The sequence below is a fragment of the Mesotoga sp. UBA6090 genome (assembly GCF_002435945.1).
In the GTDB taxonomy this organism is placed as follows: Bacteria; Thermotogota; Thermotogae; order Petrotogales; family Kosmotogaceae; genus Mesotoga.
The window spans coordinates 55,567-79,172 of record NZ_DIXC01000004.1 but is presented as its reverse complement, the minus strand read 5'-3'; the positions used below and the strand labels follow the sequence as shown (position 1 = coordinate 79,172).

General features: G+C 44.2%; 22 protein-coding genes. 10 read left to right on the top strand and 12 right to left on the bottom strand.

The genetic code is table 11. From position 1 onward, the window contains the following. Positions 1 to 50: 50 nt before the first annotated feature. The 3 genes from B3K42_RS00885 to B3K42_RS00875 form a co-directional block, all read right to left on the bottom strand. Positions 51 to 3,053 (bottom strand): Ig-like domain-containing protein, encoded by a 3,003-nt coding sequence (locus tag B3K42_RS00885; RefSeq protein ID WP_292596315.1) that lies wholly within the window; start codon positions 3,051 to 3,053, stop codon positions 51 to 53. 81 nt (positions 3,054 to 3,134) lie between these two features. After that, complete coding sequence (locus tag B3K42_RS00880) at positions 3,135 to 3,785, bottom strand: DUF4230 domain-containing protein (RefSeq protein WP_110989666.1); 651 nt, start codon at positions 3,783 to 3,785, stop codon at positions 3,135 to 3,137. A 53-nt stretch (positions 3,786 to 3,838) separates the two neighbouring features. After that, positions 3,839 to 4,222, bottom strand: coding sequence for a DUF5362 family protein (locus B3K42_RS00875; protein ID WP_110989667.1), 384 nt, complete (start codon positions 4,220 to 4,222; stop codon positions 3,839 to 3,841). A gap of 197 nt (positions 4,223 to 4,419) precedes the next feature. Here B3K42_RS00875 and B3K42_RS00870 point away from each other — a divergent pair, with 197 nt between their 5' ends. Beyond that, the gene (locus tag B3K42_RS00870; RefSeq protein WP_110989668.1) at positions 4,420 to 5,376 is read left to right on the top strand and encodes a potassium channel beta subunit family protein; all 957 of its coding nucleotides are present in this window, start codon (positions 4,420 to 4,422) and stop codon (positions 5,374 to 5,376) included. 49 nt (positions 5,377 to 5,425) lie between these two features. Then, positions 5,426 to 6,040, top strand: coding sequence for a hypothetical protein (locus tag B3K42_RS00865; RefSeq protein WP_110989669.1), 615 nt, complete (start codon positions 5,426 to 5,428; stop codon positions 6,038 to 6,040). A gap of 60 nt (positions 6,041 to 6,100) precedes the next feature. Here B3K42_RS00865 and pruA read toward each other — a convergent pair whose 3' ends face one another. The 4 genes from pruA to B3K42_RS00845 are packed head-to-tail and all read right to left on the bottom strand — an operon-like array spanning position 6,101 to position 10,938. Then, positions 6,101 to 7,672 (bottom strand): L-glutamate gamma-semialdehyde dehydrogenase, encoded by a 1,572-nt coding sequence (pruA, locus tag B3K42_RS00860; RefSeq protein WP_110989670.1) that lies wholly within the window; start codon positions 7,670 to 7,672, stop codon positions 6,101 to 6,103. A gap of 12 nt (positions 7,673 to 7,684) precedes the next feature. Continuing rightward, entirely contained in the window at positions 7,685 to 8,833 is a 1,149-nt protein-coding gene (locus tag B3K42_RS00855) for an NAD(P)/FAD-dependent oxidoreductase (RefSeq protein WP_110989671.1), read from the bottom strand. Further along, positions 8,817 to 10,634 (bottom strand): FAD-dependent oxidoreductase, encoded by a 1,818-nt coding sequence (locus tag B3K42_RS00850; RefSeq protein WP_292596311.1) that lies wholly within the window; start codon positions 10,632 to 10,634, stop codon positions 8,817 to 8,819. The genes B3K42_RS00855 and B3K42_RS00850 overlap by 17 nt, the downstream gene beginning before the upstream one ends. Beyond that, positions 10,627 to 10,938 carry a (2Fe-2S)-binding protein gene (locus B3K42_RS00845; RefSeq protein ID WP_292596309.1) on the bottom strand — a complete coding sequence of 104 codons (312 nt, stop codon included), beginning with the start codon at positions 10,936 to 10,938 and terminating at the stop codon, positions 10,627 to 10,629. The genes B3K42_RS00850 and B3K42_RS00845 overlap by 8 nt, the downstream gene beginning before the upstream one ends. Before the next feature lie 211 nt (positions 10,939 to 11,149). Between B3K42_RS00845 and B3K42_RS00840 the strand changes: the two genes are divergently transcribed. Genes B3K42_RS00840 through B3K42_RS00830 form a run of 3 tightly spaced genes read left to right on the top strand, consistent with a single transcriptional unit; the run spans position 11,150 to position 13,952 of the window. Further along, positions 11,150 to 11,890, top strand: coding sequence for a glycerophosphodiester phosphodiesterase family protein (locus B3K42_RS00840; RefSeq protein ID WP_292596307.1), 741 nt, complete (start codon positions 11,150 to 11,152; stop codon positions 11,888 to 11,890). Next, the gene (locus tag B3K42_RS00835; protein WP_110990843.1) at positions 11,887 to 12,654 is read left to right on the top strand and encodes a YdcF family protein; all 768 of its coding nucleotides are present in this window, start codon (positions 11,887 to 11,889) and stop codon (positions 12,652 to 12,654) included. The genes B3K42_RS00840 and B3K42_RS00835 overlap by 4 nt, the downstream gene beginning before the upstream one ends. Positions 12,655 to 12,665: 11 nt before the next feature. Then, a complete protein-coding gene (locus B3K42_RS00830; RefSeq protein WP_292596305.1) occupies positions 12,666 to 13,952 on the top strand; it encodes a C69 family dipeptidase in 1,287 nt (428 codons plus the stop codon). On the opposite strand, the gene B3K42_RS00825 is transcribed toward B3K42_RS00830, so the two are convergent. After that, complete coding sequence (locus B3K42_RS00825) at positions 13,945 to 14,544, bottom strand: MBL fold metallo-hydrolase (RefSeq protein ID WP_292596304.1); 600 nt, start codon at positions 14,542 to 14,544, stop codon at positions 13,945 to 13,947. The two genes, B3K42_RS00830 and B3K42_RS00825, sit on opposite strands and share 8 nt — an antisense overlap. Positions 14,545 to 14,768: 224 nt before the next feature. On the opposite strand from B3K42_RS00825, the gene B3K42_RS00820 reads away from it, so the two are divergent. Then, positions 14,769 to 16,442, top strand: coding sequence for an HD-GYP domain-containing protein (locus B3K42_RS00820; protein WP_258367356.1), 1,674 nt, complete (start codon positions 14,769 to 14,771; stop codon positions 16,440 to 16,442). Positions 16,443 to 16,466: 24 nt separating this feature from the next. Here B3K42_RS00820 and B3K42_RS00815 read toward each other — a convergent pair whose 3' ends face one another. The 4 genes from B3K42_RS00815 to B3K42_RS00800 form a co-directional block, all read right to left on the bottom strand. Next, positions 16,467 to 16,613, bottom strand: a complete 147-nt coding sequence (locus B3K42_RS00815) for a hypothetical protein (protein WP_181419103.1) — start codon at positions 16,611 to 16,613, stop codon at positions 16,467 to 16,469. 48 nt (positions 16,614 to 16,661) lie between these two features. Continuing rightward, complete coding sequence (locus tag B3K42_RS00810; protein WP_292596303.1) at positions 16,662 to 16,808, bottom strand: hypothetical protein; 147 nt, start codon at positions 16,806 to 16,808, stop codon at positions 16,662 to 16,664. A gap of 585 nt (positions 16,809 to 17,393) precedes the next feature. Continuing rightward, complete coding sequence (locus B3K42_RS00805; protein ID WP_292596302.1) at positions 17,394 to 17,927, bottom strand: chromate transporter; 534 nt, start codon at positions 17,925 to 17,927, stop codon at positions 17,394 to 17,396. Continuing rightward, positions 17,924 to 18,466, bottom strand: coding sequence for a chromate transporter (locus tag B3K42_RS00800; protein ID WP_292596301.1), 543 nt, complete (start codon positions 18,464 to 18,466; stop codon positions 17,924 to 17,926). Before B3K42_RS00800 ends, B3K42_RS00805 begins: the two co-directional genes overlap by 4 nt. Positions 18,467 to 18,682: 216 nt before the next feature. On the opposite strand from B3K42_RS00800, the gene B3K42_RS00795 reads away from it, so the two are divergent. Genes B3K42_RS00795 through B3K42_RS00780 form a run of 4 tightly spaced genes read left to right on the top strand, consistent with a single transcriptional unit; the run spans position 18,683 to position 23,602 of the window. Further along, the gene (locus B3K42_RS00795) at positions 18,683 to 19,303 is read left to right on the top strand and encodes a PRC-barrel domain-containing protein (protein ID WP_292596300.1); all 621 of its coding nucleotides are present in this window, start codon (positions 18,683 to 18,685) and stop codon (positions 19,301 to 19,303) included. Beyond that, positions 19,303 to 19,854, top strand: a complete 552-nt coding sequence (locus B3K42_RS00790) for a hypothetical protein (RefSeq protein WP_292596299.1) — start codon at positions 19,303 to 19,305, stop codon at positions 19,852 to 19,854. The genes B3K42_RS00795 and B3K42_RS00790 overlap by 1 nt, the downstream gene beginning before the upstream one ends. A 32-nt stretch (positions 19,855 to 19,886) precedes the next feature. Further along, on the top strand, positions 19,887 to 20,585 hold the full coding sequence (locus tag B3K42_RS00785; RefSeq protein ID WP_292596298.1) for an ABC transporter ATP-binding protein: 699 nt from the start codon (positions 19,887 to 19,889) through the stop codon (positions 20,583 to 20,585). A 2-nt stretch (positions 20,586 to 20,587) separates the two neighbouring features. Continuing rightward, positions 20,588 to 23,602, top strand: a complete 3,015-nt coding sequence (locus tag B3K42_RS00780) for an ABC transporter permease (RefSeq protein WP_292596297.1) — start codon at positions 20,588 to 20,590, stop codon at positions 23,600 to 23,602. Positions 23,603 to 23,606: the final 4 nt, after the last annotated feature.

Below are 23,606 nucleotides of genomic sequence, written 5' to 3'. Positions count from 1 at the left end.
AAAAAACCCCTCCGGAAAGAGGGGCCCTTATTAGTGCGATATCGGGAGTTCTATTCGGTCATTAGAATGATATTTCCCATGTAGTTGCCTGCAGGAGAGTATATCTTTCTGTTGAGTTGAGAATCAACATCATCAAATACCGCAGTACCGATAAAAGTATCTCCCAATTCGTTGACCGCGAAGAAGTGAATCTCATAAAAGTTGAAGATCCAGTCTGTTTGAACTACAGACTGTTTTTCCTGGGAGAGAATCTCGTACTGACCTGCAACGATTCTTACCGAATCACTATCAACTGAGCGAAGTGCATATGAGATTCCCGTTACCTTTTCTGAGGTTTCAACCATAACTGTGAATCGATTCTCCGTTTTCATTCCCTTTTCGTCCAAGACTTCCAGGAGGATCTCATTCTTTCCAATATCCTTTCTTGTGGGAATGAATGAGTACGTTCCTTCAACTATTTTGCCAGGTCCCGACAAAAGCCTGAATTCTAGACTATCGCCATCTGGATCGCTCGCGAATCCTCTAAGATACAAAGAATACTCGCTTCCTATCTCCGTAGTGGCGTCGGGTATGAATAGCTCGGGAGGCCTGTTCAAGTCTCTCACCAAGATACTAACGGTCAATGTCTCGGATAAGCCCATCGAGTCTATTGCCGTTATAGTAGTTGTCTTCAAGCCCTGATCATCGTAGCCCGGATTGTAGACAAAACGATCTTCACTGATTTTTCCGACGCCCTCAACAGTGAATTCGAGATCATCTCCATCGGGATCGAAAAAGAGAGTACTCAGGTCCAGGTTAAGGGTGAATGTCTCCATGATCGTTGTATTCAGCGAAGGAATGACTTTTACGGGAGATCTGTTCACGTTCTCAACCTCTACTGTGAATGTGCCGACACTTTCGAGTCCCTTGTCGTCTCTGGCGAGCAATTTGACTTCATGAGCGCCTTCTGAGTCAAAGTCGGGAGTATAAAGATAGTGACCTTCTTCGATGGAGCCGGGTCCTTCAACGATCTCGAAATCCAAATCATCACCATCAGGATCGAAAATGAAGGCCCTAAGATAGACCCTCAAGGTCTCGCCCTCCCTAATATCCCAATCTGGTATCGATACTGTCGGCGGTCTGTTGACGTCTATGACATCAATGTTTATGGGTAATGAAAGACTACCCCCCTTACCGTCTGAAGCGGTTATGATTACCCTCTTCTGTCCAGCTTCGCTGTAATTCGGGGAGTACGAGTAATAGCCACCCTCGATTATCCCGGGTCCGCTTACGATGAAAGTCAATTGATCACCATCAGGATCGGAAAATAACGGATCAAGGTCAATCCTAAGAGAAAAGCCTTCTCTTATCGAAGTATTTATCTCCTTTATTGCAGACTCTGGATTCCTGTTCTTGTCCCTCACGCTTATTCTGATAGGAAGGTTCTCCGATAAGCTGTGGCTGTCATATGCAGTGACAGTAGCAAGTTTTTCTCCCTGATCGTTGAAATTAGGTGAGAAAATATAGCGAGACTCCTCTATCCTTCCGTAACCTTCGATCTCAAATTCGAGATCATCTCCGTCGGGATCGAAAAAGAGAGTACTCAGGTCCAGGTTAAGGGTGAATGTCTCCATGATCGTTGTATTCAGCGAAGGAATGACTTTTACGGGAGATCTGTTCACATTCTCAACCTCTACTGTGAATGTGTCGACACTTTCGAGTCCCTTGTCGTCTCTGGCGAGCAATTTGACTTGATGAGCGCCTTCTGAGTCAAAGTCTGGAGTGTAAAGATAGTGACCTTCTTCGATGGAGCCGGGTCCTTCAACGATCTCGAAATCCAAATCATCACCATCAGGATCGAAAATGAAGGCCCTAAGATAGACCCTCAAGGTCTCGCCCTCCCTAATATCCCAATCTGGTATCGATACTGTCGGCGGTCTGTTGACTTTGTTCACTCTTATTCCAAAAGAAGCGGTACTTGTTCCTCCCTTTTCATCTTCTAGAAACACTTTGATTGATTTCTCGCCAGCGTCTCCAAAGTGTGGAGAATATACATATTTGCCGCCGACCAGTTCTCCCGGTCCTTCGATGGCAAAGCTAACCTCGTCTCCATCGGGCTCGATAACCCTTTCGAGTAGATCAATTTCCACTGTTTCTCCTTCGTCCAAAACAATGTCACTCAGAAGAAGCCTTGGCGGGCGGTTAACGTCAATGATTTCAATCTCAAAACTAGAAAATCCTTCGTTCCCGTAGCTGTCTAGCGCTTTGATAGTCACGTTCTTCATTCCAGCATCTGCAAAGGAAGGCTCGTATACGAACAGACCGTCTTCAAGCCGTCCAGGACCTTGTACTATACTGAAGAAGACTTCATCTCCGTCTTCGTCGAAAGTAGAAGATGCAATGTCAACCGATAGTCGTTCTCCTTCATTGACTACCTGATTTTCGATTTGCATTACTGGCGGAGCATTGACATCAATGATTTCAAGTTGAATATCCCGAGCAGTCTCGTTCCCGTGACTATCTCTAGCAGTTACTCTCAAGACGCTAGTACCTGCATCGCCGTAGCCTGGAGAATAGACAAAGACACTTCCTACCAGCTCACCGGGTCCCTCAACCGAGAATTCCAGACTATCTCCATCAGGATCAACAGCGATTGAATTTAGGTCTATTGAAAGCGTCTCTCCCTCACTTATTTCAACACGAGATGTGTTGATTTCGGGAGGCCGATTCACTCTTATTACATTGATGAGCATTTCATCTTCAGAGCTCTTTCCTTGTTTATCAGTTGCGCGAATCCTAACTGCGATCTCTCCGGCATACGAAAAACCTGGTTCAAAAACGTATGAGAAACCAGATAAAACGCCAGGTCCGTCTATCAGTTCAAGAACAACCTCATCAATCTTTTCATCTTTCACAAACTGCTTCAAGCTTAGGGTCAGTGTTTCACCCTGGTTGACAACCTGTACGGGCAATTCCAGTTCAGGTTCTTTATTCATAAGTCCAGGAAGCGTAATAACCAAGATTATTGCAGCAGCTGCCGCTGCAATAAGAACATAGATCATCCATCTTTTCATCATATCTCCCCCTTAATTGTCGGGAACTACAGCAAACTTTCTTACACCGGTCTAGAACTTGTCACATCAAGAGTCTCAGATTCATTGACTCAGTTCCCTTCTCGGATTATCGATTTTATCCGTCGGCATTTCAGCCTTTGATACGTCATCCTCGTCAAAGAGAACGACTACCTCATCGAACCCCATGCCCAGGAATAGTCCGTGAAAGAAGTTTCTTGCACTCTCTCTTGACGTCTCATCGACACCCATTTCAAAGGCGTTTTGAAGTGCCTGTTTTTCAATCTCTTCACTGTATGACTGAAAGGTTTTCAGCATGTCCCTGTTGCCGAAAATTCTTACTAGCACCCCGCTTTGATTGATCACCCTGATATCTGGAATCTTATTCTGTGGGATAGTTACTTCAAGCTTAGGAGAGGGAAGAGTGAGCTTTATTCTCCTTGCTTCACCTTCATGGACCTCTATAGCATCTTCCTTTAATTTCCTCAGGTCGAGATAACCGCGTACCTGGAATGGGACTATGAAGATGAAACGTTGAACCGTTCCAGGAACAAGACTTCCCCTCTCTGGTTCAAAAATCAACAAGGTAGTCATCCTGGCAGTACTTAGTTCAGAAATTCTCTCTACCTTATGAATTATTGATTCCGATCTGAAGCTTGTTTTTTTTCTCGATTGGAGAAAAAGGAGAAGGAGCAAAGCGATTACCGCGAAAAGTACGATATTCAGAACGAGCAATGAGTCACCTCCAAGAACCTGACTGTTTCAGAAATCATTCATGTAATCCACCATTAGATTGCAATAACAGCCATGGCAACTAAAGTGATTACTACGAAAACAATCGCCAGAATTATCAGTACTCCCTGTATCCTGAAGTAGTATCTAAGACTGTCAAGAGCTATCTCCAGGCTTATTGTAGACTTTGAATAAATGAACGTGTCTAGCTCCTTTTTTGATTTTCTCAGTTTCAGTCCCATAACCAAAGCGATAATTGCACTTATTGCTCCGAAGATAGAAAAGGGATTCGCTACCATACCCGCTATAGATCCTATGATTCCAAGAACAGCGCCAATAATCGTCCAGACACCCACAAAACCGGCCCAATAGCTCAGACCGCTCAAAGTTTGATAAGAGATGCTTTCAATTCCAGAAGCTTCATTTGTCCTTTCGAACATAAGAAACGCCTCCTCTTCTCAACTCATACCAAGTTTATCAGAGAAGAAAGGAAATCCGTTCAGTTAGGGAAAATCTATTCAATTAACCTGCTATATGGCTTCCTTTTATGTACTGACAACTGCTTCATTAAGAGCATCGAGAATGATATAATTAAAACAATCCATATCGGAATTAAAACTAAGGAGGAATGCAGATAATGGAATATCGCAAGGTTGGAAAGAGTGGTCTTCTCATCAGCGAACTAAGCCTGGGTTCATGGCTCACATTTGGGGCTCAGCTGGACATTGATAACGCAAGAGAAGCTATGAGAGAGGCATATAAAGCGGGAATTAACTTCTTTGATACGGCTGAGGCGTACGCCAGTGGTATGGCCGAATCAATGATGGGCGAGATCCTGAAGGAATTCAAGCGCGAGGAAGTGGTCGTTTCCACCAAGATCTTCTGGGGAGGAAGCAAACCAAATCAGAAGGGACTCTCAAGAAAGCATCTTCTTGAAGGAACCTGGAATTCTCTCAAACGACTCCAGCTGGACTATGTAGATATACTATACGCTCACAGACCCGATCCAGAGACTCCGATGGAGGAAGTTGTCCTTGGAATGGATTACATTGTCAGAAACGGTCTTGCCTTCTACTGGGGAACATCTGAATGGAGTTCAAAAGAGCTGGAAGAAGCCCATAAAGCTGCCGATAAACTGAATGCTATTCATCCTGTTGTTGAGCAGCCTCAGTACAACATGTTTGTAAGAGAGAGAGTTGAGTCTGAGTACTTGCCTATATACGAAAAGTACGGTCTAGGTCTTACCATCTGGAGCCCTCTGGCAAGCGGACTTCTTACAGGAAAATACAACAATGGGATCCCCGAGGACAGCAGATTGGCAAAATTCCCCGGTCTGAAAAAGCATCTTGAAGAGAACAAACTCTTCTCGGATGAGAATCTTAAGAAAGTTGCGAGGTTGGCAGATATCGCTAAGAAACTTGATACAGGACTCGCTCAACTGGCACTTGCCTGGATCCTCTTAAATAAAAATGTTAGTTCGATAATTCTTGGAGTCAGCAAGGTTCAACAGCTGAGAGATAATCTAAAGGCTTTGGACATAAAGGATAAACTTACCGAAGAAATAACAAAAGAAATCAACTCCATTATTGAATGACCGTTCTTGAGCGTTCTTTTGGAGTGAAGAGAGGGAGAAGAAATCCAATATGAAAAGACTCTTGCTTTTTTTATCGGTTGCTTTGATTATTCTTCTGGGGAGTTCTTGCCTATATGTAATTTCGGTGCCAATCCCAATTGGCGAAGGATTGATAGAACCCTTCGAATTTGAACTCCCCAAGAGTATAGTGCCGTTATCTTACTATGCTTTCGGAACCGAGACAGTCCCATCGCTCGACGAGATAATCCAAGAGGCCGAAAAAGAAACCCAGTTAAATTTTCCAGATAGCTTCGCGATTACCGGTATGGAAATCAAAGCTAGAGTAGAATGGATACCAGAGAACCCCGGTTCGGAAGACTCTATTGATATTGACTTCTATGTCTTCAGAGAGAGACATTCAGAAGAAGAATTCCTAGCTTTTTTCGGCAATCCGGACCCAATAAGTGATCACAAGCTTTTTGGTGGTTTGATTTATCCCGGCGAGAACACTTTCAGGCTAGACTCCAACGAATCAGGGGCATTAACTATGATATTGCAAATAGTCAACGGTGGAACGGCCGAAGATATAGATTGGTTCGCCATTTACGACTATGAAGCATCTTCGGATTCTTCAGTTACGATCTATCTGAGTGGAACTGTCTGGGTCAAGAGGGTAGTTGAGTGAGAGTCTTCATCGAAGACCGAAGGTCCCCCTAGAGGGGACCTTTGTTATTTCTTGAATGAACTAGAGAATCTTCTCACTGATGGACTTTGCCTGAAGGAAGAGCAGGAGGTAATCTCTCCCACCTGCTTTGGAATCAGTACCGGACATGTTGAACCCTCCAAACGGCTGAACTCCAACAAGCGCCCCGGTGCACTTCCTGTTGAAATAAAGGTTTCCAACATGAATTTCTTCTTTTGATCTCTCTATCCTGTCTCTTTTCCTGCTGTACAGCGCGCCCGTAAGTCCATATTCGGTTCCGTTGGCGATCTCAATAGCATGATCGAAATCACGCGCCTTTGTTATAGCCGTGACGGGTCCAAATATCTCTTCCTGAGCGATTCTTGCTTCCGGTGGCACATCGGCGAACACTGTGGGTTCAATGAAGTATCCCTTTCCTTGAATATGATTGCCGCCCGTTACCAATCTGGCCTCTTTCTTGCCTATATCAATGTAATTCATTATTTTTGTCATGGCGGCCTCATTGATAACAGGACCCATGTAATTGTCCGGATCGGTGGGATCTCCGACGGTCAGTGCCTCGGTCTTCTCCTTTATGAGTTGAACTATTTTGTCATACACATTCTCTACGACGATTATTCTCGATCCCGCCGAACATTTCTGCCCCTGAAAGCCAAACGCGCTAGCTACAGCCCCAGTCGAAGCAGCATCGATGTCGGCTGTTTCATCGACTACTACGCAGTCCTTACCGCCCATTTCCAGAACTACTCTCTTTATCCATTTCTGTCCTTCATGGTGCTTTGCTGCTAGTTCGTTAATTCTCAATCCGACTTCTTTGGAACCCGTGAATGAGATGAACCTCGTAAGAGAGTGTTCTACTAGATAATCGCCGATTTCGCTTCCCGAACCTGGCACAAAGTTGACTACTCCATCTGGAAGTCCTGCTTCCCTAAGAATCTCGACGAACTTGGCGGCTATCACGGGTGAGTCTGATGCGGGCTTTAGTAATACACAGTTTCCCGAAACTGCTGCCGCTGTTGTCATGCCAGCCATTATTGCGCTGGGGAAATTCCAGGGTGGGATTACCACGCCGACACCAAGAGGAATATATCTGAGCTCATTGTATTCGCCCGGGATTTGAACAACGGGCTGAGAGACACCATATCTGAGGGCTTCTCTGGAGTAGAATTCAAGAAAATCTATCGCTTCTGCAAGATCGGCGTCTGCTTCTATCCAGCTTTTACCGACTTCGAGAATCATAGTTGCATCGAGTTCGAACCGTCTCTCCCTCATAATACGTGCAGCTCTCAGGAATGGTTTGACCCTTTTTGAAGCTGGCAGCCTGCTCCATGTTCTGAATGCAATGTAAGCAGTTTCCATTGCTTTGTCAACAAAGTGCTTGTTGGCTTTCGAAACCCTCCCAACGATTTCATCTGGATTTGCAGGATTTGCTGAGATGATTTTTTCGTCGGTCGAGAGGTACTTGCCTCCGATTAAGAGATCATAATCCTTGCCTTGAGAACGAATCTTCTCAAAAGCTTGGTTCATCTTAGATCGCACGTCGTGGTTGTTGGGATTGATATAAGGTTCGTTCGCAAAAGGCGGGATTATCTGGAAATCTGTTGTCTCAAACATGTTCGTAACCTCCTATACTACGTTCTTTTCTCTTGTAAAGCCTTGTTTGAATCTATTCAAGCTCAGGTTTGATAAGTCAACACTTCTCGGTTCTCCATAAACTATCCATTCGGCGACGGCCTCTCCAACAGCAGGAGCCAGCATGAATCCGTGGCCTGAGAACCCAATCGCACAGTAGAAGTTCTCAATCTCGCATGACCTGTCGATGATGGGCAGGGCGTCAGGAGACATATTATACAGTCCGGCCCAGTGTCTCAGAATTCTCATATCACTGAGGAATGGGAAGAATACCGGCATTTTCCCAGTCATTTCTCTCAAGAACCTCCATGTTGGAGTGATATCGTGTCCGGGGAGTTCTGTTCTGTCACCCTGCCCCATTATGAAATTCCCCGATTTCGTTTGTCTTATGTAGAAGTTTTTCTCGAAACTTATGACAAGCGGATCCATGAAATGCTCTAGAGGTTCCGTAACGAATATCTGGTGTCTGTAGGATTCAGTTGGCAAATCTATGCCTGCCATCCTTCCCACTTCGTGGGAGTAACCGCCGGCTGCATTTACGACTACTTCGGCTTCAATCTCGCCTCTGTCTGTGAGAACACCGGTTATCCTTCCGTTTTCTGTAAGAATTCTTTTTACAGAAGTATGGGTTAGGATATCTACACCCATCCTCTGAGCGGCCCTAGCGTACGCGAACGTTGTCAGGTGGGGATTTGCGTGGCCATCACTTGGACAGTAAGCTGCAGCCTTAACATTTGTCAAATTCATGAAAGGAAATATCTTTGCAGTTTCTTCTCTTGAGAGGAGCACAACATCAAGCCCCTCTTCCTGTTGCATCTTAGTGTTCTTCGCGAATAGTGAAACCTCTTCTTCTGTATAGGCTAGAAGAAGATAGCCTCCCTGAAAGTACTCTATATCGAACCCCACTTCACTTTCGAATCTCTTGAAGTGATCAACACTCCGCATTGCAAGTCTCACATTCATTCTTTCAGACCATTGCTGCCTTATGCCCCCGCCGCAACGACCAGTAGAACCTGACGAAAGGTAATCTTTTTCGAGCACAGCAACGTTGCGTATTCCACTCTTCGCTAGATAGAAGGCGGTTGCCGTACCGATTACACCCCCACCTATTATCACAACTCTGTATCTATTCTTCACAGTCATCATCCCTGCTTTCAGCTATCGCTCTGAAACTTACCGGAACCGCTGGTGGTCTGAAAATCCCGGGAGAAAGTTTCTCTATAGGTATGCCTGTCTCCTTGGACAGAATCATCAGGGTGTTCAGCCTGCAGGTTCTTCCGCCGCAGGGTCCCATGCTTATTCTCAAGTATCTTCTAAGTTCTTCAAAATCTGTATATCCCTCTTTGATGGCTTTTCTAATTTGATCAACCGATACTTCTTCACATCGACAGACTATGGCCTTTGCATCTTCTGAAGTCACAAGAATACTTCGCACATCAGATGCAGCTCCGGCAGAAACATTAATATAGACAAGGTTTGTATTGTTCGGCGATCTAGTGACTCTTTCAACACGAGCAGAGCAGAGAAACTCTCCGTTTCTTCCTCTAGCGGTCACATATTCTCCCTTTGAAGGAAACGGAAGGAACTCGTAAGGAATTCCTATTGAACAAGTTCCGTCTTCATTCTCTTTGAACATGAAGATCGCCAGTCCCGGACAGCTCGTCGCACAGATACCGCATCCAGAACATTTCGAGTAGTCTATAACCGGAATATTATTGATATTTTTTCCGACAGTTATTGCTCCGAATGGACAGCTTGTTTCACAGGGATTGCAAGGGATCGCTTCTAAGCACTCAATTATTGGGCGCAACTTTCCTACATATTTATCGAAACCGCTCGTCTGTCTCTTGGCGAAGGGTGAACCTTTGACTCTGATTCCAAGTCTTCCAAGTCCATCTCTTGTCCTAGAAGACTTGGGACCGCTCCTGAAACTCGCCAGAGTATCCTTCAAACTGCCGAGGAGCTCCTCGTCGCAGTTTCCGGTCAAATCCTTTATTATGGATAGCCCTGCAATTTTACCTTCCATCATGGCCGTAGTGGCTTCTTCGATCCCGGAAACATCGCCGGCGACAAAGACATCAGGTACCGATGTTCTCATATTCTCGTCTCTGGAAGGAACATACCCTCCCAACTCCTGGATATATTCTATTTTGCAGCCTGCCTGTGCTGCGAGTTCAGTCGATGGGGAGAGCCCTACTGCAACACATATGGTGTCTACCGCAAATTCTCGTTCCGTTCCTGCAATTGGTCTCCATCTGTCATCGAGCTCGGAAACCACTGCTCCCCTGACAGTGTCTTCTCCGATCGCTTTCAAGATTGTGTGCCGCAGTTCTACGGGAATTCCCAAACGTTTTACTTTGTCGACGTGAACCTGATAACCACCTACTTCATTTGAGGCTTCGATTATCGCTCTCACTTCAATTCCAGCCTGCATCAACTGATAGGCAACTATCAGGCCAATATTGCCTGATCCGATCATCAGAACGCTTTTGCCAGGAATGATGCCATATTGATTCATAAGAGTCTGGACGGCGCCGGCTCCGTAGACACCTGGCAGATCGTTGTTTTCAAACTGAAGGAACTTCTCCGAGGCGCCAGTTGCCAGAACTATCTTTTTAGGTCTGAAAACAGTTGTAGAATCCCGCCTCATGTCCAGTACAGGAACTCCGTCTGAATAGACAGCCATCACTGAATTCTCGCTCAATAGTTGAGCTTTCTCAAAAGCACTAAGTTCTTCAATCAGTCTTTGAGCAATCTCTATTCCCCTCACAGACGCGAAGAAGCTCTCATTGCCGAAGAATTTGTGAGTCTGTTTGACCAGCTGACCGCCTGAAGAAACGCCCTCGTCTACTACCACTACCGACAAACCGCTCTTAGAAATTTCTATTGCAGTGGACAGCCCGGCAGGTCCGCCTCCTACTACGAGTACATCGAGATCATTCACTAATCTCACCTCTGCCATGCTGTCTTCTAACAATCATTCCAGGTCTCACGGGAGTTATGCAAGTACGCACGTTAGGTTTTCCGTCCACTTCCATCAAGCAGGAGGAACACTTGCCGATCGCGCAAAACAATCCTTGTGGATGCCTTTCCTTCGTGCTGTAACGCAAGACCTTAATACCGTTGGCATGAAGGGCGGCAGCAATCGTCTCGCCTGAGTATGCTGAAAGTTCTCTTCCTTCGAAAAAGAAAGTGATTAACTCTTTGCGCTCGAAAGAAAGAAGCGGATGCTTATTTATCCTTTCCAAGGTATCGCCTCCATATAATATCTATTACAAGTATAATTCCTTTCCTTTCCCTGAAGAAAACCAGCATAATAGCGCATACTCTTGAACAGGCAACGTATCCTGCTATAATTATGGATATACGCAGTTGCCGGAATCGAGGCCGGTTAATTGGCATTTCAGTCGTCAATTTCCGTGGTCTCGACATAGGTTGATTTGTTAAATGGAGGTTTCTATGAATTCAAGGCCTTTGATTCTCGGACACAGGGGTATGGGAACAGGTGCGGGGGAAAATTCCCTTCTCTCAATAGTAAGAGCAGTTCAGGTTGGTGCTGACGGAGTCGAACTGGATGTACAGCTTACAGCAGACGGAGTGCTTGTCGTAAACCACGACTCTAATTTAAAAAGGACTCTGGGTGTAGATGTTGAGTTAAGAGATACGAGCTTCAAGAGACTCAAGAAGATGAATCTAGTTAATCCCGAAGGAATTACGACTCTCGAAAAAGTTTATCTTGAGCTTCCTGAAACGGCTTTTGTCAATGTAGAGATCAAGGATCCCAGAGCGGCCGATCTTGTTGTTCCTCTTGTCAAGAGCTTTAACGCGATTGATAGGACACTCTTCTCATCTTTTTATCATGCCTGTCTAAGAAAAGTGAAAGAGAAAGAAATTCGAGCAAAGATAGGTCTTCTTGTTGGAGAAGATGCAAGAGGAAAGGATCCTGTAAAGTATTTCGAAGAGCTTCTCAAATACGAGCCTTTCTCTGTTAACCTACCCGTCCAGTTATTTGATGAGATCGGTTTCGAGCTGGGAATGCGTTTTATAAGATTTATAAGAAGCAGAGGAGTGAAGGTCGCGCTGTGGACATTAGATGATCCCGGACTACTTATTAAGATCAGGGGTGAAGTTGACATAATAATTACCGACAATCTTCAAGGTATAATGGCTGCACTTGGAGGAAAAAGCGAAAGAAGGTGACGGCATTGCTGTATCTTGAGAAATTCGCTTCGGCTATTTTGACACCACCGGGACTGTTCATCCTAATCTTTCTTATAATTGCAGTGATTCTTATTAAGAGAAGCGAAGAACGACGCACAAAGATCTCTGGAGTAGTCATGATTATTCTGTGTTTCTTCGCATATCTTCTCTCTACAGGATTTGGAACTCATCTGTATCTTCAGCCGATGGAAAATGCATATTCCGTGCCCCGCACAGTGAGTGGACAAGCGATAGTGGTCTTGAGCAGCGGTATAATCATCTCTCCGGAAGGTCAGGTGCTGGATAATCACAGTATTGCCCGGCTGTCAAAGGCTCATGAGCTTCATCTTCAGACGAAACTTCCGATCATTGTGACGGGATCGTCCATGCCGGGAAGATCAACTTCAACAGTTGCGGAGCTAATGAGAGACTGGCTTCTCGATCGCGGAGTTGCGTCTGCCAGGGTCATTGTTGAACCACGAGCTCAGACAACCTGGGAAAATGCTCGTTATGCTTCAGATATCTGCAGTCAATTCAACTGGTCAAGCGTGGTTCTGGTCACTTCGGCCGTCCACATGAAAAGGGCGGTCAGTTCGTTCGAGAAGTTCGGTTTGAGAGTAACACCATTCCCAACTGACTACATGTATGATCACACGAAACTAAGCTATGTCGATTTTCTGCCAAACCAGCGGGCTCTAGATGCTAACCTGGCCGCTCTGCATGAGTATTTCGGACAGTTGAGATATCTGATCAAGAGTCCGTAGGGTGTGAGATCATGTGTGATACTTTTGTGGTTCTAGGAAAGTCATCTGCCAATGGCATAACTCTCTTCGGAAAGAACAGCGATCGTGAGCCAAATGAACCTCAGTCAGTCTATTTCTTTCCACGTTCTTCAAACAATAGCGATGAGCTATTCACAACTAGTCAAAGAGTGGATCAGGCAAGTGAGACTAATGCCATACTCATTTCAAGACCTTCGTGGATGTGGGGCGGAGAGATGGGTGTCAATGAAAAGGGAGTCGCTATAGGTAATGAGGCGGTATTCACCAAAGAGAGCGTCAGAAGAGACGGGCTGCTTGGAATGGACATGTTGAGAATTGCTCTCGAGAGATCAGAAAACGCCGAACATGCTGTCAAGATTATTGTAGAGCTGATTGATAAGTATGGCCAGGGTGGGAACGGAGGTTTCACCAAGTACCTTTATTATCACAATTCCTTTATGATAGCAGATAGAGAGAACGCCTGGATTGTTGAAACCTCAGATCGATACTGGGTTGCAAAGAGAGTTAATGGATGTGCCGCAATTTCGAACTGTCTTACGATCGGAGAGGAAATCGATGAGAGCCACGCTCAAGTTGTTAGTAATGCTGAGAATCGAAACTGGCACAAGAGGGGTGAAGAATTCAATTTCGCCCAATCATATGAAAGAAGACTGATTAGCAATTTCTCTGGCGCAGGGGCGAGATCAAAGAGAATGAAGAGCCTGATTGAAGAGAGAAAAATGGACATAGAGAGTAGTTTCGAAGTTCTTAGAGATCATGAAAGAGGCAGGTTGCTTGGCTCAATGAGCAACATATGCATGCATGCGGGTGCAGGCGTCGTCAGCTCTCAGACCACATCTTCTATGGTGGTTTCACTGGGAGATAGAATTGAAGTGTGGGTTACAAATAGCAGTCTTCCTTGTCTTTCAATCTTCAAACCGGTGTGGTTTGACGGCCTCAAATCAAGTCTTCCCTTCGAAGAAGAGGGAATCAATTACTGGGGAAACTGGGAGATATTCAATAGACTGGCATTGTTAAGGAATTCGAAGGCGAAAGAACTATGGAAGGAATACTGTCTGCCTCTGGAGTTAGACTTATTGTTCAACCGGGAGAAGATGTCAGAAGAAGTCCTCACGAGTCAGGCCTTCGAAAAGAGCTGGAATATTGCAAGGAAGATGACATCTCTACTTAGAGAGGAGAAAGAAGAGGTTGGGTTCTTTGATAGGAGCTACTGGAATAGGCAGAACAAGAAACTTCAACAGTTGAAGTCAAGGAATTTCAAGAAAGAGCTTCCTACCTAAAGAAGGGGTTTTCTCTCAAGATATCTTGGGCAGTAGCTTCCGGTCCGTGGCCTGGGAGGACCCGCAAATTGGGAAGTTCATTGAAAAGCTGCCTGAGTCGCTGAATGCTTCTATCCATTTCGATTTCATTTCCACCGGGAAGATCGGTTCTTCCAACGGAATTTGAAAAGACTGTATCTCCAGAAAACAATTGCTTTTTCCCATAAAGGAAGCAGCAAGAACCCTCTGTGTGCCCGGGAGTATGGAAGCACTTCCACTGACCATCAAGAATCTCAGTTGTCCTTATCTTAGCTTCTTCAATCAGTAGGGCCTCTTTTCCGAAAATGTACAGGAAGCTTCTCTCGGGATCAATTAACATATTTCTATCCAGCTCATGGATAACGATCTCATCTGAGTCTATCTTGTCAAGATCAAAAATGTGATCGGCGTGCCCGTGAGTTAGCAGAACGCGTACCTTCTTCCTCCCGACTAAGGGGAGAAGTTCAGCAGAAACTCCACATCCCGGATCGATGATGGTCACCCTTTCTTCTTCCTCTACCACATAGCAGTTCTCATCCATAGCTCTAGCCAAAAGCCTCTTTACTCCTGTCATCTACAACGCCTCTCTCATAGATATCACTAATAGTCTCATACAAATGTATCGATGACCTGCGAAAGGCAAAGTCTTTCTGAAGAAAAGTTTTCTCATACAGAAAGGTCTTAGCCAAACTATTCGCATCTCTTTTGATTCCTTAAGATGTCCACAACCATCCATTGTTCTGATTTTACCAGAATGCTGGTCGCGTGATAGAATACTGAGGGGCAGAGGAGTTGGATTTGAAGAATTCTAGAATTAGCGGTCTGGCCTTAAGGTTTAATTATGATGATTCCGAGAGTTTTAGATCTGAGCTGAGGGCTATTCTTGATGAAGAGGATCTCTCGAGAGAAGATATCGGAATATTGGTAGCTCTTGACTTTGCATACTCTCAGACGTTTGACGAGACGGGTGTATTTGACTTCTCCGATGTGGATAATGAACTTCTGGCAGAAGGAATGTATTCTCTCTCTTATTTTTTTGCTAGGAATTCAGAGGACAAGATCGCTTACCTTGTTTCCAAGCTTGCAGTGGATCTGATTGCAAAGGAATGTGGAAAGGAACAGGAAATCAACCTCAAAATACTCCATATGATGACTTCATTCGAAATGGGCTTCGGAGACGAAACGCTCGCGCTTTTTAGCGAACTTGTGAAGCTGGAGCAGTATGTGCCAACGCACAAGCGCTTTGAGTACTACAATGATCTAGGCCTGGTCTCCACTCAGCTCCAGACCGGAGACAATCCATGGAAGTTTTATGAGAGAGCAAAGGCAGTGGCCGAATCACCGGTAAGAATGCTAATGGTTCAGTTGAACATGATCGACTATCTTTACTCGAAGAACAGATTTGCTGAAGCAATAAAGCTTCTTGATCAGGTCGAAGGATGTAGTGTGGTTTCAATAAACGGGTACAAGCTCATGATAAACTTGAAGATTCTTCTTCAAATGAATGACCTTAGTAGAGCGGCAATTATTGCCGAACAACTTGAGTCACTGATAAGTTCTCATATCGAATGGACAGACATTGCAGTATCATACATTTTTCTGGGGCACTTCTATGTGAAGAGCGGCAACGTTTTTAGAGCGGAGAATTTTCTCAATCAACTCAAGTCTCTTCCAGATGAATCTTTGACCAATTACATCAAGGGAGAAACACTGATTCTTGAAGCGTCAATAATGCAAGTTAAAGGAGAGCATTTTAAGGCTCTAGAGAATTCAGTTGGCGCATTCGAGTCGCTTACTCTCTACAGTACAACATCGCCCCATCTAAAAGATTTTGTGAACAACCTTTTCGAGAGCATTTCTTCAGTTTTCCGTCAGCTTATCAGAGAGTTAAGGCTTAAGGACGACTATACTGCTCTCCATACGCTTCGCGTCCTCAAGATTTGCTATGAGTTTGGAAAGGAACTTAATCTAGAGAAGATCGATCTCTTCAATCTTTCAATCGGCGCGATGTTGCACGATTATGGGAAGGTTGATATTCCTTTCGATACGCTGAATAAGCCGTCATCTTTGAGTGAAGAGGAGTTCAAGGAAATAATGAGACACCCGGTATATGGCGAACGTTACTTGAGAGACCTGAATTTTCCGAAGGCAGTAAGAGATATTGTAAGGCACCATCACGAGAGAATAGATGGGAACGGTTATCCCGACGGTCTAAAGGGAGACGAAATCCACATGCTTGTTCAAATAGTTTCGGCAGCCGACGTCTTCGATGCACTAACAACCGACAGGCCTTACAGAAGGGCCATAACGAAAGCAAGAGCACTAGAGTACCTAAAAGAAAAAGGCGACCAATTGATCTCAAAAGGTCTCCTAACTAGATTCATAGAATTTTCTCAGCGCAAAGAAATCAATGTTCAAGAAGAAGAAATAACCCCATTGTGGCGTTCAATAATCTCCGAGCTTTTCAAATAAGTTGGAAGAGCTGCAGTTACAAAATCAATAACCTTCAGGAATCTTCCAAAGTCCTGGGCCACCATCTACGGTAAACTCGCCCTCAGGAATCTTCCAAAGTCCAGGTCCTGCAAGTGCAAGCGTGCCAAACGATACCAAACCTATCAAAAGTATTGCGATCATCTTTTTCATCAACCTAACCTCCCTTTACCCATGAAAAAATCGATGTTGAAAATAGAATCAATAACCTTCAGGAATCTTCCAGAGTCCTGGGCCACCATCTACGGTAAACTCGCCTTCGGGAATCTTCCAAAGTCCAGGTCCTGCAAGTACAACTCCACCAAATGCTATCAATCCAATTAGAAGAATTGCTGCTACCTTCTTCATTCACTTCACCTCCAAAAATTCACTTAATGAATTTCGTTCTGTTTCAGCACCTTACTCTTAGTGATCATCTTCTTCAGGTATCTTCCACATACACTGCACCTCCCGGTCAAGTGTTTGAGTTACAATACATTTCTCTCCAAGCCGCAATTTCCCAACTACTATCTTTGAATGATCAACTCTTAAGCAAAGATAATAGGTCGTTCGGACAACATAAATCAAAACCCTGTCGAAACGGATCAAGACTGTAACTCCATTTTAGATCAAAGAAGTTCTATTTCCAAAACCATGTAAGAGGTAGTATGTCTTTGATAATCGATTGCAGTTTCCGATAAGCGTTAATAATCGGCAAGCACGGTAGATATAGAAATTATAGCAGTTATAATCAAACGAACGCAGACATGTAGTGTTTGGATCATACGCATTGTTATTGCATAGATTGCACTTCGAGTTGGTAGAAATAGATACTGGAGGTAAATGAATCGAGATACTTATTCGAATGAAAAGTTCAAATATTGCAGTCGTAAGATTGCATAATTTCTGCAACGCAGGCGGCTGATCAACGGATCTAGATGTGAAACTCAGATCCTAAAGAGGAAGTAGTACGGTCCAGATCACACCGACAAGACCTGTTCCCAAGACAATCCAAATGACAGACAGCTTGAATTTGTAAAGAATGAGAAAGGCAAATATCCCAAGAATTAACGAGAAAATACTGTTGATAGACTCAATCCCTATTCTTAAAGTAGCCGAAAGGATCAGTGCAATTATTCCGAGCCTTAGGGCATTAAAGACCTCTCCCGTATCGATCCATTGTGATAGAATTTTCAGAGCCTTTAGTATCAGAAAAATCCAGAATACGCTTGGAAGAATAACTCCAACTGTAGAACAAACCGATCCAGGCACTCCGGCGATCCGATATCCTATGAAAGTTGCAGAATTGATAGCTATTGGGCCTGGAGTCATTTGTGAGATGGAGATCAACGTAAGAAATTCTTCAAGATTCATCCACTTGTTTATATTGACTATCTGATCCTGAATTAAGCTGAGAGCGCCGTATCCACCTCCAAAAGCGAGAAAGCCGATTTTGAAAAATGACCAGAAAAGCTCTATGAGAATCATCTCGCCAGCCGCCTGTCAATAATATAGATTAGTATGGAGCAAAGGAGCAAAATCCATATTGAAGATATGTTGAAGAAAACAATGGCCACTGTCCCAGCTGCGATTACCATCAAAACAAAATACCTTTTCAGACTCTTTCTGAGTAACTGGAGAGAAAGATTTGCCAGGATTACCGTTACACCAACTCTTGCACCAGCAAAAAAACCTTTGAAAACTGGCAAATCGGCGAAATCGGTGAAGAATGTTGCGATGACAAGTATTATGAAGAACGGGGTCAATGAAGCTCCTAGAACTGCAAAGAAAGCGCCCCATAGTCCAGCCAATCTGCTGCCCAGAATCATTGCCGTGTTTATTGCAATCACTCCGGGCACGGTCTGGGCAGTCACAATTACGTCCAGGAATTCATCTTCCTTCATAATTTTGTACTTGTCGACAATGAATTCCTTTATTACAGGAATCATTGCGTAGCCGCCGCCAATTGTGAATGAACTAACCTTGACGAATATCCAGAATAACCGGAAAGGGTTCATTGACTTCATTGTCCGTCGTATCCTATATGTGGAGACGAACTTCCTCCTCTCAGAATTAATGGCTTCTTCAGAACAATACTTTGACCAGGATGATCGTCGTGTTCTCTGTTTTCCACCCTTCTGCTCATATATTGTACAACTCGTTTTCTTTTTCTGCAGTCAAATATCAAGTAATTGAGATGATGCATGTGTTGCATGATAAACTTGACTGAAGGGGGTGAACCTATGGAAAACAGAATCAGATGGGGCGCCAAAGCGATCTCTTCCGACGGCAAAGATCTCGGAAAAGTCATCCGGGTGGTTATACATCCCAAGAGCAACGAGGTTACTCATGTTGTAATAGAAAAAGGAATTTTCAACAGAGTGGCAAAACTGGTGCCGATAACGACTGTGTTCTTTGCAGCTCCCGATGAAGTAAGATTGAAGATTGAGTCGAAAGATGTTGAGACATTGCAGGATTACGAAGAGACGTTTTTCGTCTCAGGTGAAGAGATCGAGAATTTGGAGAGTGGGGTTACTCCGGTGTACTGGCTGAGGCCGGTTGGTGACTATGCAGAGCTCTACCCGCTTCCACCACTGAATACGTCGATAAATGTTCCAAAAGACAGCAAGTCTCTTGAGCCAGGGTGTGATATAGTTACTGCTGAGGAAAAGACTGTGGGAAGGGTAAGGAGTTTCGTTCTGAATGATGAAGGGAAGATAACTCATTTGATAGGCGAGTGTGGTAGCTTTGGCTCAAAGTCGAAGAAACTTATACCTATAGATTGGGTCGAAGAGATTGATGAGTGCAAGGTTAGGGTTTCCGCATCTTCGGTGATGGTGGAGAAATTGCCGGAAATGGACTGATGAAAAAAGTGACTGTGTTCTACTTAGTCTGTGCAGCAATCCTGTTTATACTGAATTTTGCGAAGGGCTCGTATTCTCAGCCCGTGTTCTTTTTTATGCCATTAATAATTGTTGCTGACTACTTAATAATCATGGGAGTTCCAGGGAAGAGTCGTTCAAAAGAAATCTCGGGATTCTTAGAGAGTGTTCAAAGCATACTTACTCTAAGGAGTACTTTCGAAGAAAGCACAAAGGGAAAGATAATCGATTCTGAAAATCTAAAAAACCTCGAAGAAGTGGTGTCTTCTCTCGAAGAGAAATTAAGGAAGCCATCTGAGCTGCAGAGAAGACTTTATCTATTCTCGGCTTACGCAGCGCCGCTGTTTCCTTTTGCAGTAATGCTTTCGTCCGTACTCATTCAGAGGAGAACGGAGATTGTTGCCGGGTTATTTTCTTACGCCGCATCTGTAATAATTGTCGTCTTGTCAAGAAGAGCCTTTTCAACTCTTGAGAAGACGATTGAGAAACTCAGAGGAGAGATAAAGAAAGCTGTGGACGATATCACTCAGTAATTGAGAGTTTTTTTATTGGAAGGAGATTCGAAATGGCATTTGTTGAAGTCAGAGACCTAAGCAAGACTTACAGGTCCGGTGAGGTGTCGGTCGAAGCATTGAAAAGAGTTTCATTTGATATTCATGAAGGCGAGATACTATCGATTCTCGGACCGTCCGGATGCGGAAAAAGTACGCTCCTGAACTGTCTTTCAGGAATAGATACGCCTACGGAGGGGAAAGTTACAGTCAAGGGGGTGGATCTTCACTCTTTGAAGGATGATGAAAAGACTCGCTTTAGGGCGATGAATATGGGATTTGTTTTCCAATTCTACAACTTAATACCCGTCCTGAAGGCAGTTGAAAACGTTGAACTTGCCATGCTTACTATGGGAAGCAATGAGAAAAAGGCGAGAGAAGCGGCAATGGACATTCTTGCGAAAGTCAGTCTTAAGGAGCGGGAGCACTATCTTCCCTCAAGACTGAGCGGCGGTGAAAGACAGAGAGTCTCTATCGCAAGAGCGCTTGTTCATAAGCCGGCAATAGTATGGGCCGACGAACCTACCGGAGCTCTTGATACAAAGACCAGTAGTGATCTGATGAACTTGATAACTGAGCTTAATGGGACATTTAACCAGACGTTTGTGATTGTTACTCATGATGAAAGAGTCTCCAATTACTCAAACAGAGTTCTGCATATGGACAGCGGCCGCATTCTCAAGATTGAAGAAAATAAAGAATTGAAGGTGTAACAGTGATAATACAGACAATTAGTCTCCTTGCGGGTGTTGCCGTAATTGCGATCGTAATTTCAATGATAAGAAATCCGGTAATTTTCAAAATCGGTTACAGAAACATTTATAGGAGAAAATCCGATACTTTTTTGGTCATAATGGGATCTCTGATTGGAACGGCGCTTATCATGGGTTCGATGGCCATGAATGATTCTTTTCAGAATTTCCTTTACAGTCAGATCGAAAAAACCCATGGTGAGATCGATGAACTGGTCTACATCCCTTCAGATAATCAAAACGTTGGTAAAGAGTTCATTCCAAATTCCACAATCGAGATTCTTGTCGATTCACTCTTGAAGAACGAACAGGTAGACGGTGTCCTTCCGATCCTTAGCAGAACTGTCTCTATAGGACTCCCCGGAGAGGCCAGAAGTCAAACTGGAAAAAACTTTCAGGTGAGCATGATAGGAGTGAAAGCCGATCAACTCTCAAGGTGGCCTGACGTCGATAAAGTGGATCTGGTCGTCCCCTCAGGTACAGATGAACTTCCCGAGGTTGTCATCAACAAGGAGCTGGCCGAAGCTGCCGGGGTGGCGGTTGGGGATACTCTCGAAATACTTGCAGACCCTGGACAGAGATTGCTTTTCTGGATTCCTCTTCCTGAGGTAAGGGTAGCTGAAATTGTTGAAGGAAATGGGATTCTTCACTACCAGATAGAAAACCGGGGTTCAAATGGGTTTACCATGTTAATGGATATTGAAGAAGCCAGAGAAGTACTTAAGATAGGTGTCGAAGACTATTACAATGCATTAATCGTTTCGAACCGTGGCGATTTTCTAACGGGTGAAAGGCTTACAGATCAGGTTGTGGCAAGCATAAAGTCCTTAGTCGGTGAGGAAGTGGTGGTTGGGGAGGTCAAGAAGGATTCCTTGAGTATGGTTGACCAGGGAAATATTGGTCTCTTATTCCTCATGCTCAGTGTCTTTGCCATATTTGCAGGTGTGCTTCTTCTTACAAACATTTACTTGATGCTTGCTCAAGAGAGGAGGACCGAGCTTGGTACCCTCAGGGCTATTGGTTATTCAAGAAAAAGAGTATCCAGGACGATTCTCTATGAGGGTTTCTTCTATTCGATTTTCTCATCAGGTATTGGAGTCCTCGCCGGGTTGGGAATTGCGAGGTTTATTTTAGGTAGTTTCGTAAACCTATTTGAGGATGCAGTCTCACTGATACCTTTCGAAGGTGCTAATATTGCTTTTAACTCAATGCAGAGCTCATTCGTGTTCTTTGTGCGGATCGATTCAATTGCCTATGGATTTCTTTTGGGGCTTATCATACCCATGATAATCATTGTTTACACGGGAAGGAAGATTTCACGCACGAATATAGTGACCGCGGTAAGAAATATACCTGAAGAGCTTGATGAAAGGAAGAGACTTCTGTTGAATGTTATGGCAGCCGTAGGAGTTCTTGTCTCAGTAGTGATGGCTTACAGTGGATATTCGTTGGGAAATGCGACTGGCTTTTTTATCGGCGTTATGCTTGCGGGATTGCTGATTCCGGTTGCGATTCCTATGAAGAACAAAAGGTGGATAGAATCTTTCTTCTCAATTGCGGTAATCGTATTTACAATGTTCAGCAATTCCTTTGATCTAATAGCATCGAATAGTGGCTCATCCATCTATCTCACTATTGCAAAAGGTGCAGCAATTCTCTTAGCCGGGCTATTTTTGATTGTCTACAACTTGAAGACCTTTGAGTACCTTCTGAACAAACTCTTTCAGAAAGCAAGAGCCGCAGCTCCTGTATTCAAGATTTCAATCGCCTTTTCGGCAAGAAACCGTTTGAGGACAGGACTCACTATTGCCATGTTTGCCGCTGTCATTTTTGTTATCACCTTGATTTCGATAATTCCCTACTCTATGGAGCAGATGCTTGTCAAGAGTAGAGATGTGGTCTTTGCCGGCTTCGATGTGGGAGCCTTCTCCTTCACCGGGAATGGGAGCATTTCCTTCAGTGAATTGCAATCCCAGCCAGAAGTAAGAGAGATTTCTACTGTCGCAGGGATGAATGTAGCAGTAAGAAAGGATGATCGGTACGGTCTTGAGCAGATCTATTCGGTCGATGACAGTTTCATTGACAACAACAGGCTGGTCGAAATTCATTACAATGGAGAGCTAGATATATCAAGTCCGAGTGATCTCTGGAAGTACCTCAGGGACAATCCCGATACAGTTGTTGTATCGAACAGTGTCCTGCCCGATGTCAAACCTGGAGATGTTCTGGAACTTCGAGGAGTGATTGATCAAGGAGATAGCGGACAAGGCGTCAGCGGTTTATTGCGGAGAAATGTCACCTCGGAGATGATTGATTCGAGGCCCGTCTACCTCAAAGTAATCGCGACGATCCCGGAGAACACTATCTCTTTTTTGAATGGTCTACTTATATATAAAGAAAATGTTCCGACCGAGTTATCCGGGAATGTTGCTGAGAGGCAATACCTTTTCAACCTTGCAGGCGCTAACGAAGGTGAAAAGAAGGGAAACTTTGAAACCTTGCAGGACAAGATCGCATCTGGCAGTCTCTTTTTGCTCTATGTAGATGACATAATAAACCTTACTTCGACCATGCTGCAGGGTACGATCAGCATTCTTAGATCCTTTCTGTACTTCGGGATGCTCGTGGGTATTGTCGGAATCGCGATCATTATGTTCAAGGCTCTTCACGAAAGGAAGCGGATTATTGGTATGCTTAAGGCAATAGGGTTCACCAAGAAAATGGTGTTCTCTTCCTTTCTTCTCGAAACGTCTTTCATTGCTATTATTGGTATTGTTCTAGGGATAGTAACAGGAACACTTACGAGTGTAGAGATCTATGCGTCTCCTTTGATGGAGGGCATGAAGCTCTATATCCCGTGGGATCAGCTAATAGCAATGACGCTGATCTTCTATATAGCTTCACTTGTTTCAACGATTATCCCCAGTTATTCAGCCTCGAAAATCGCGCCTGCAGAAGCTTTGAGGTACTTCGAATAGGAAG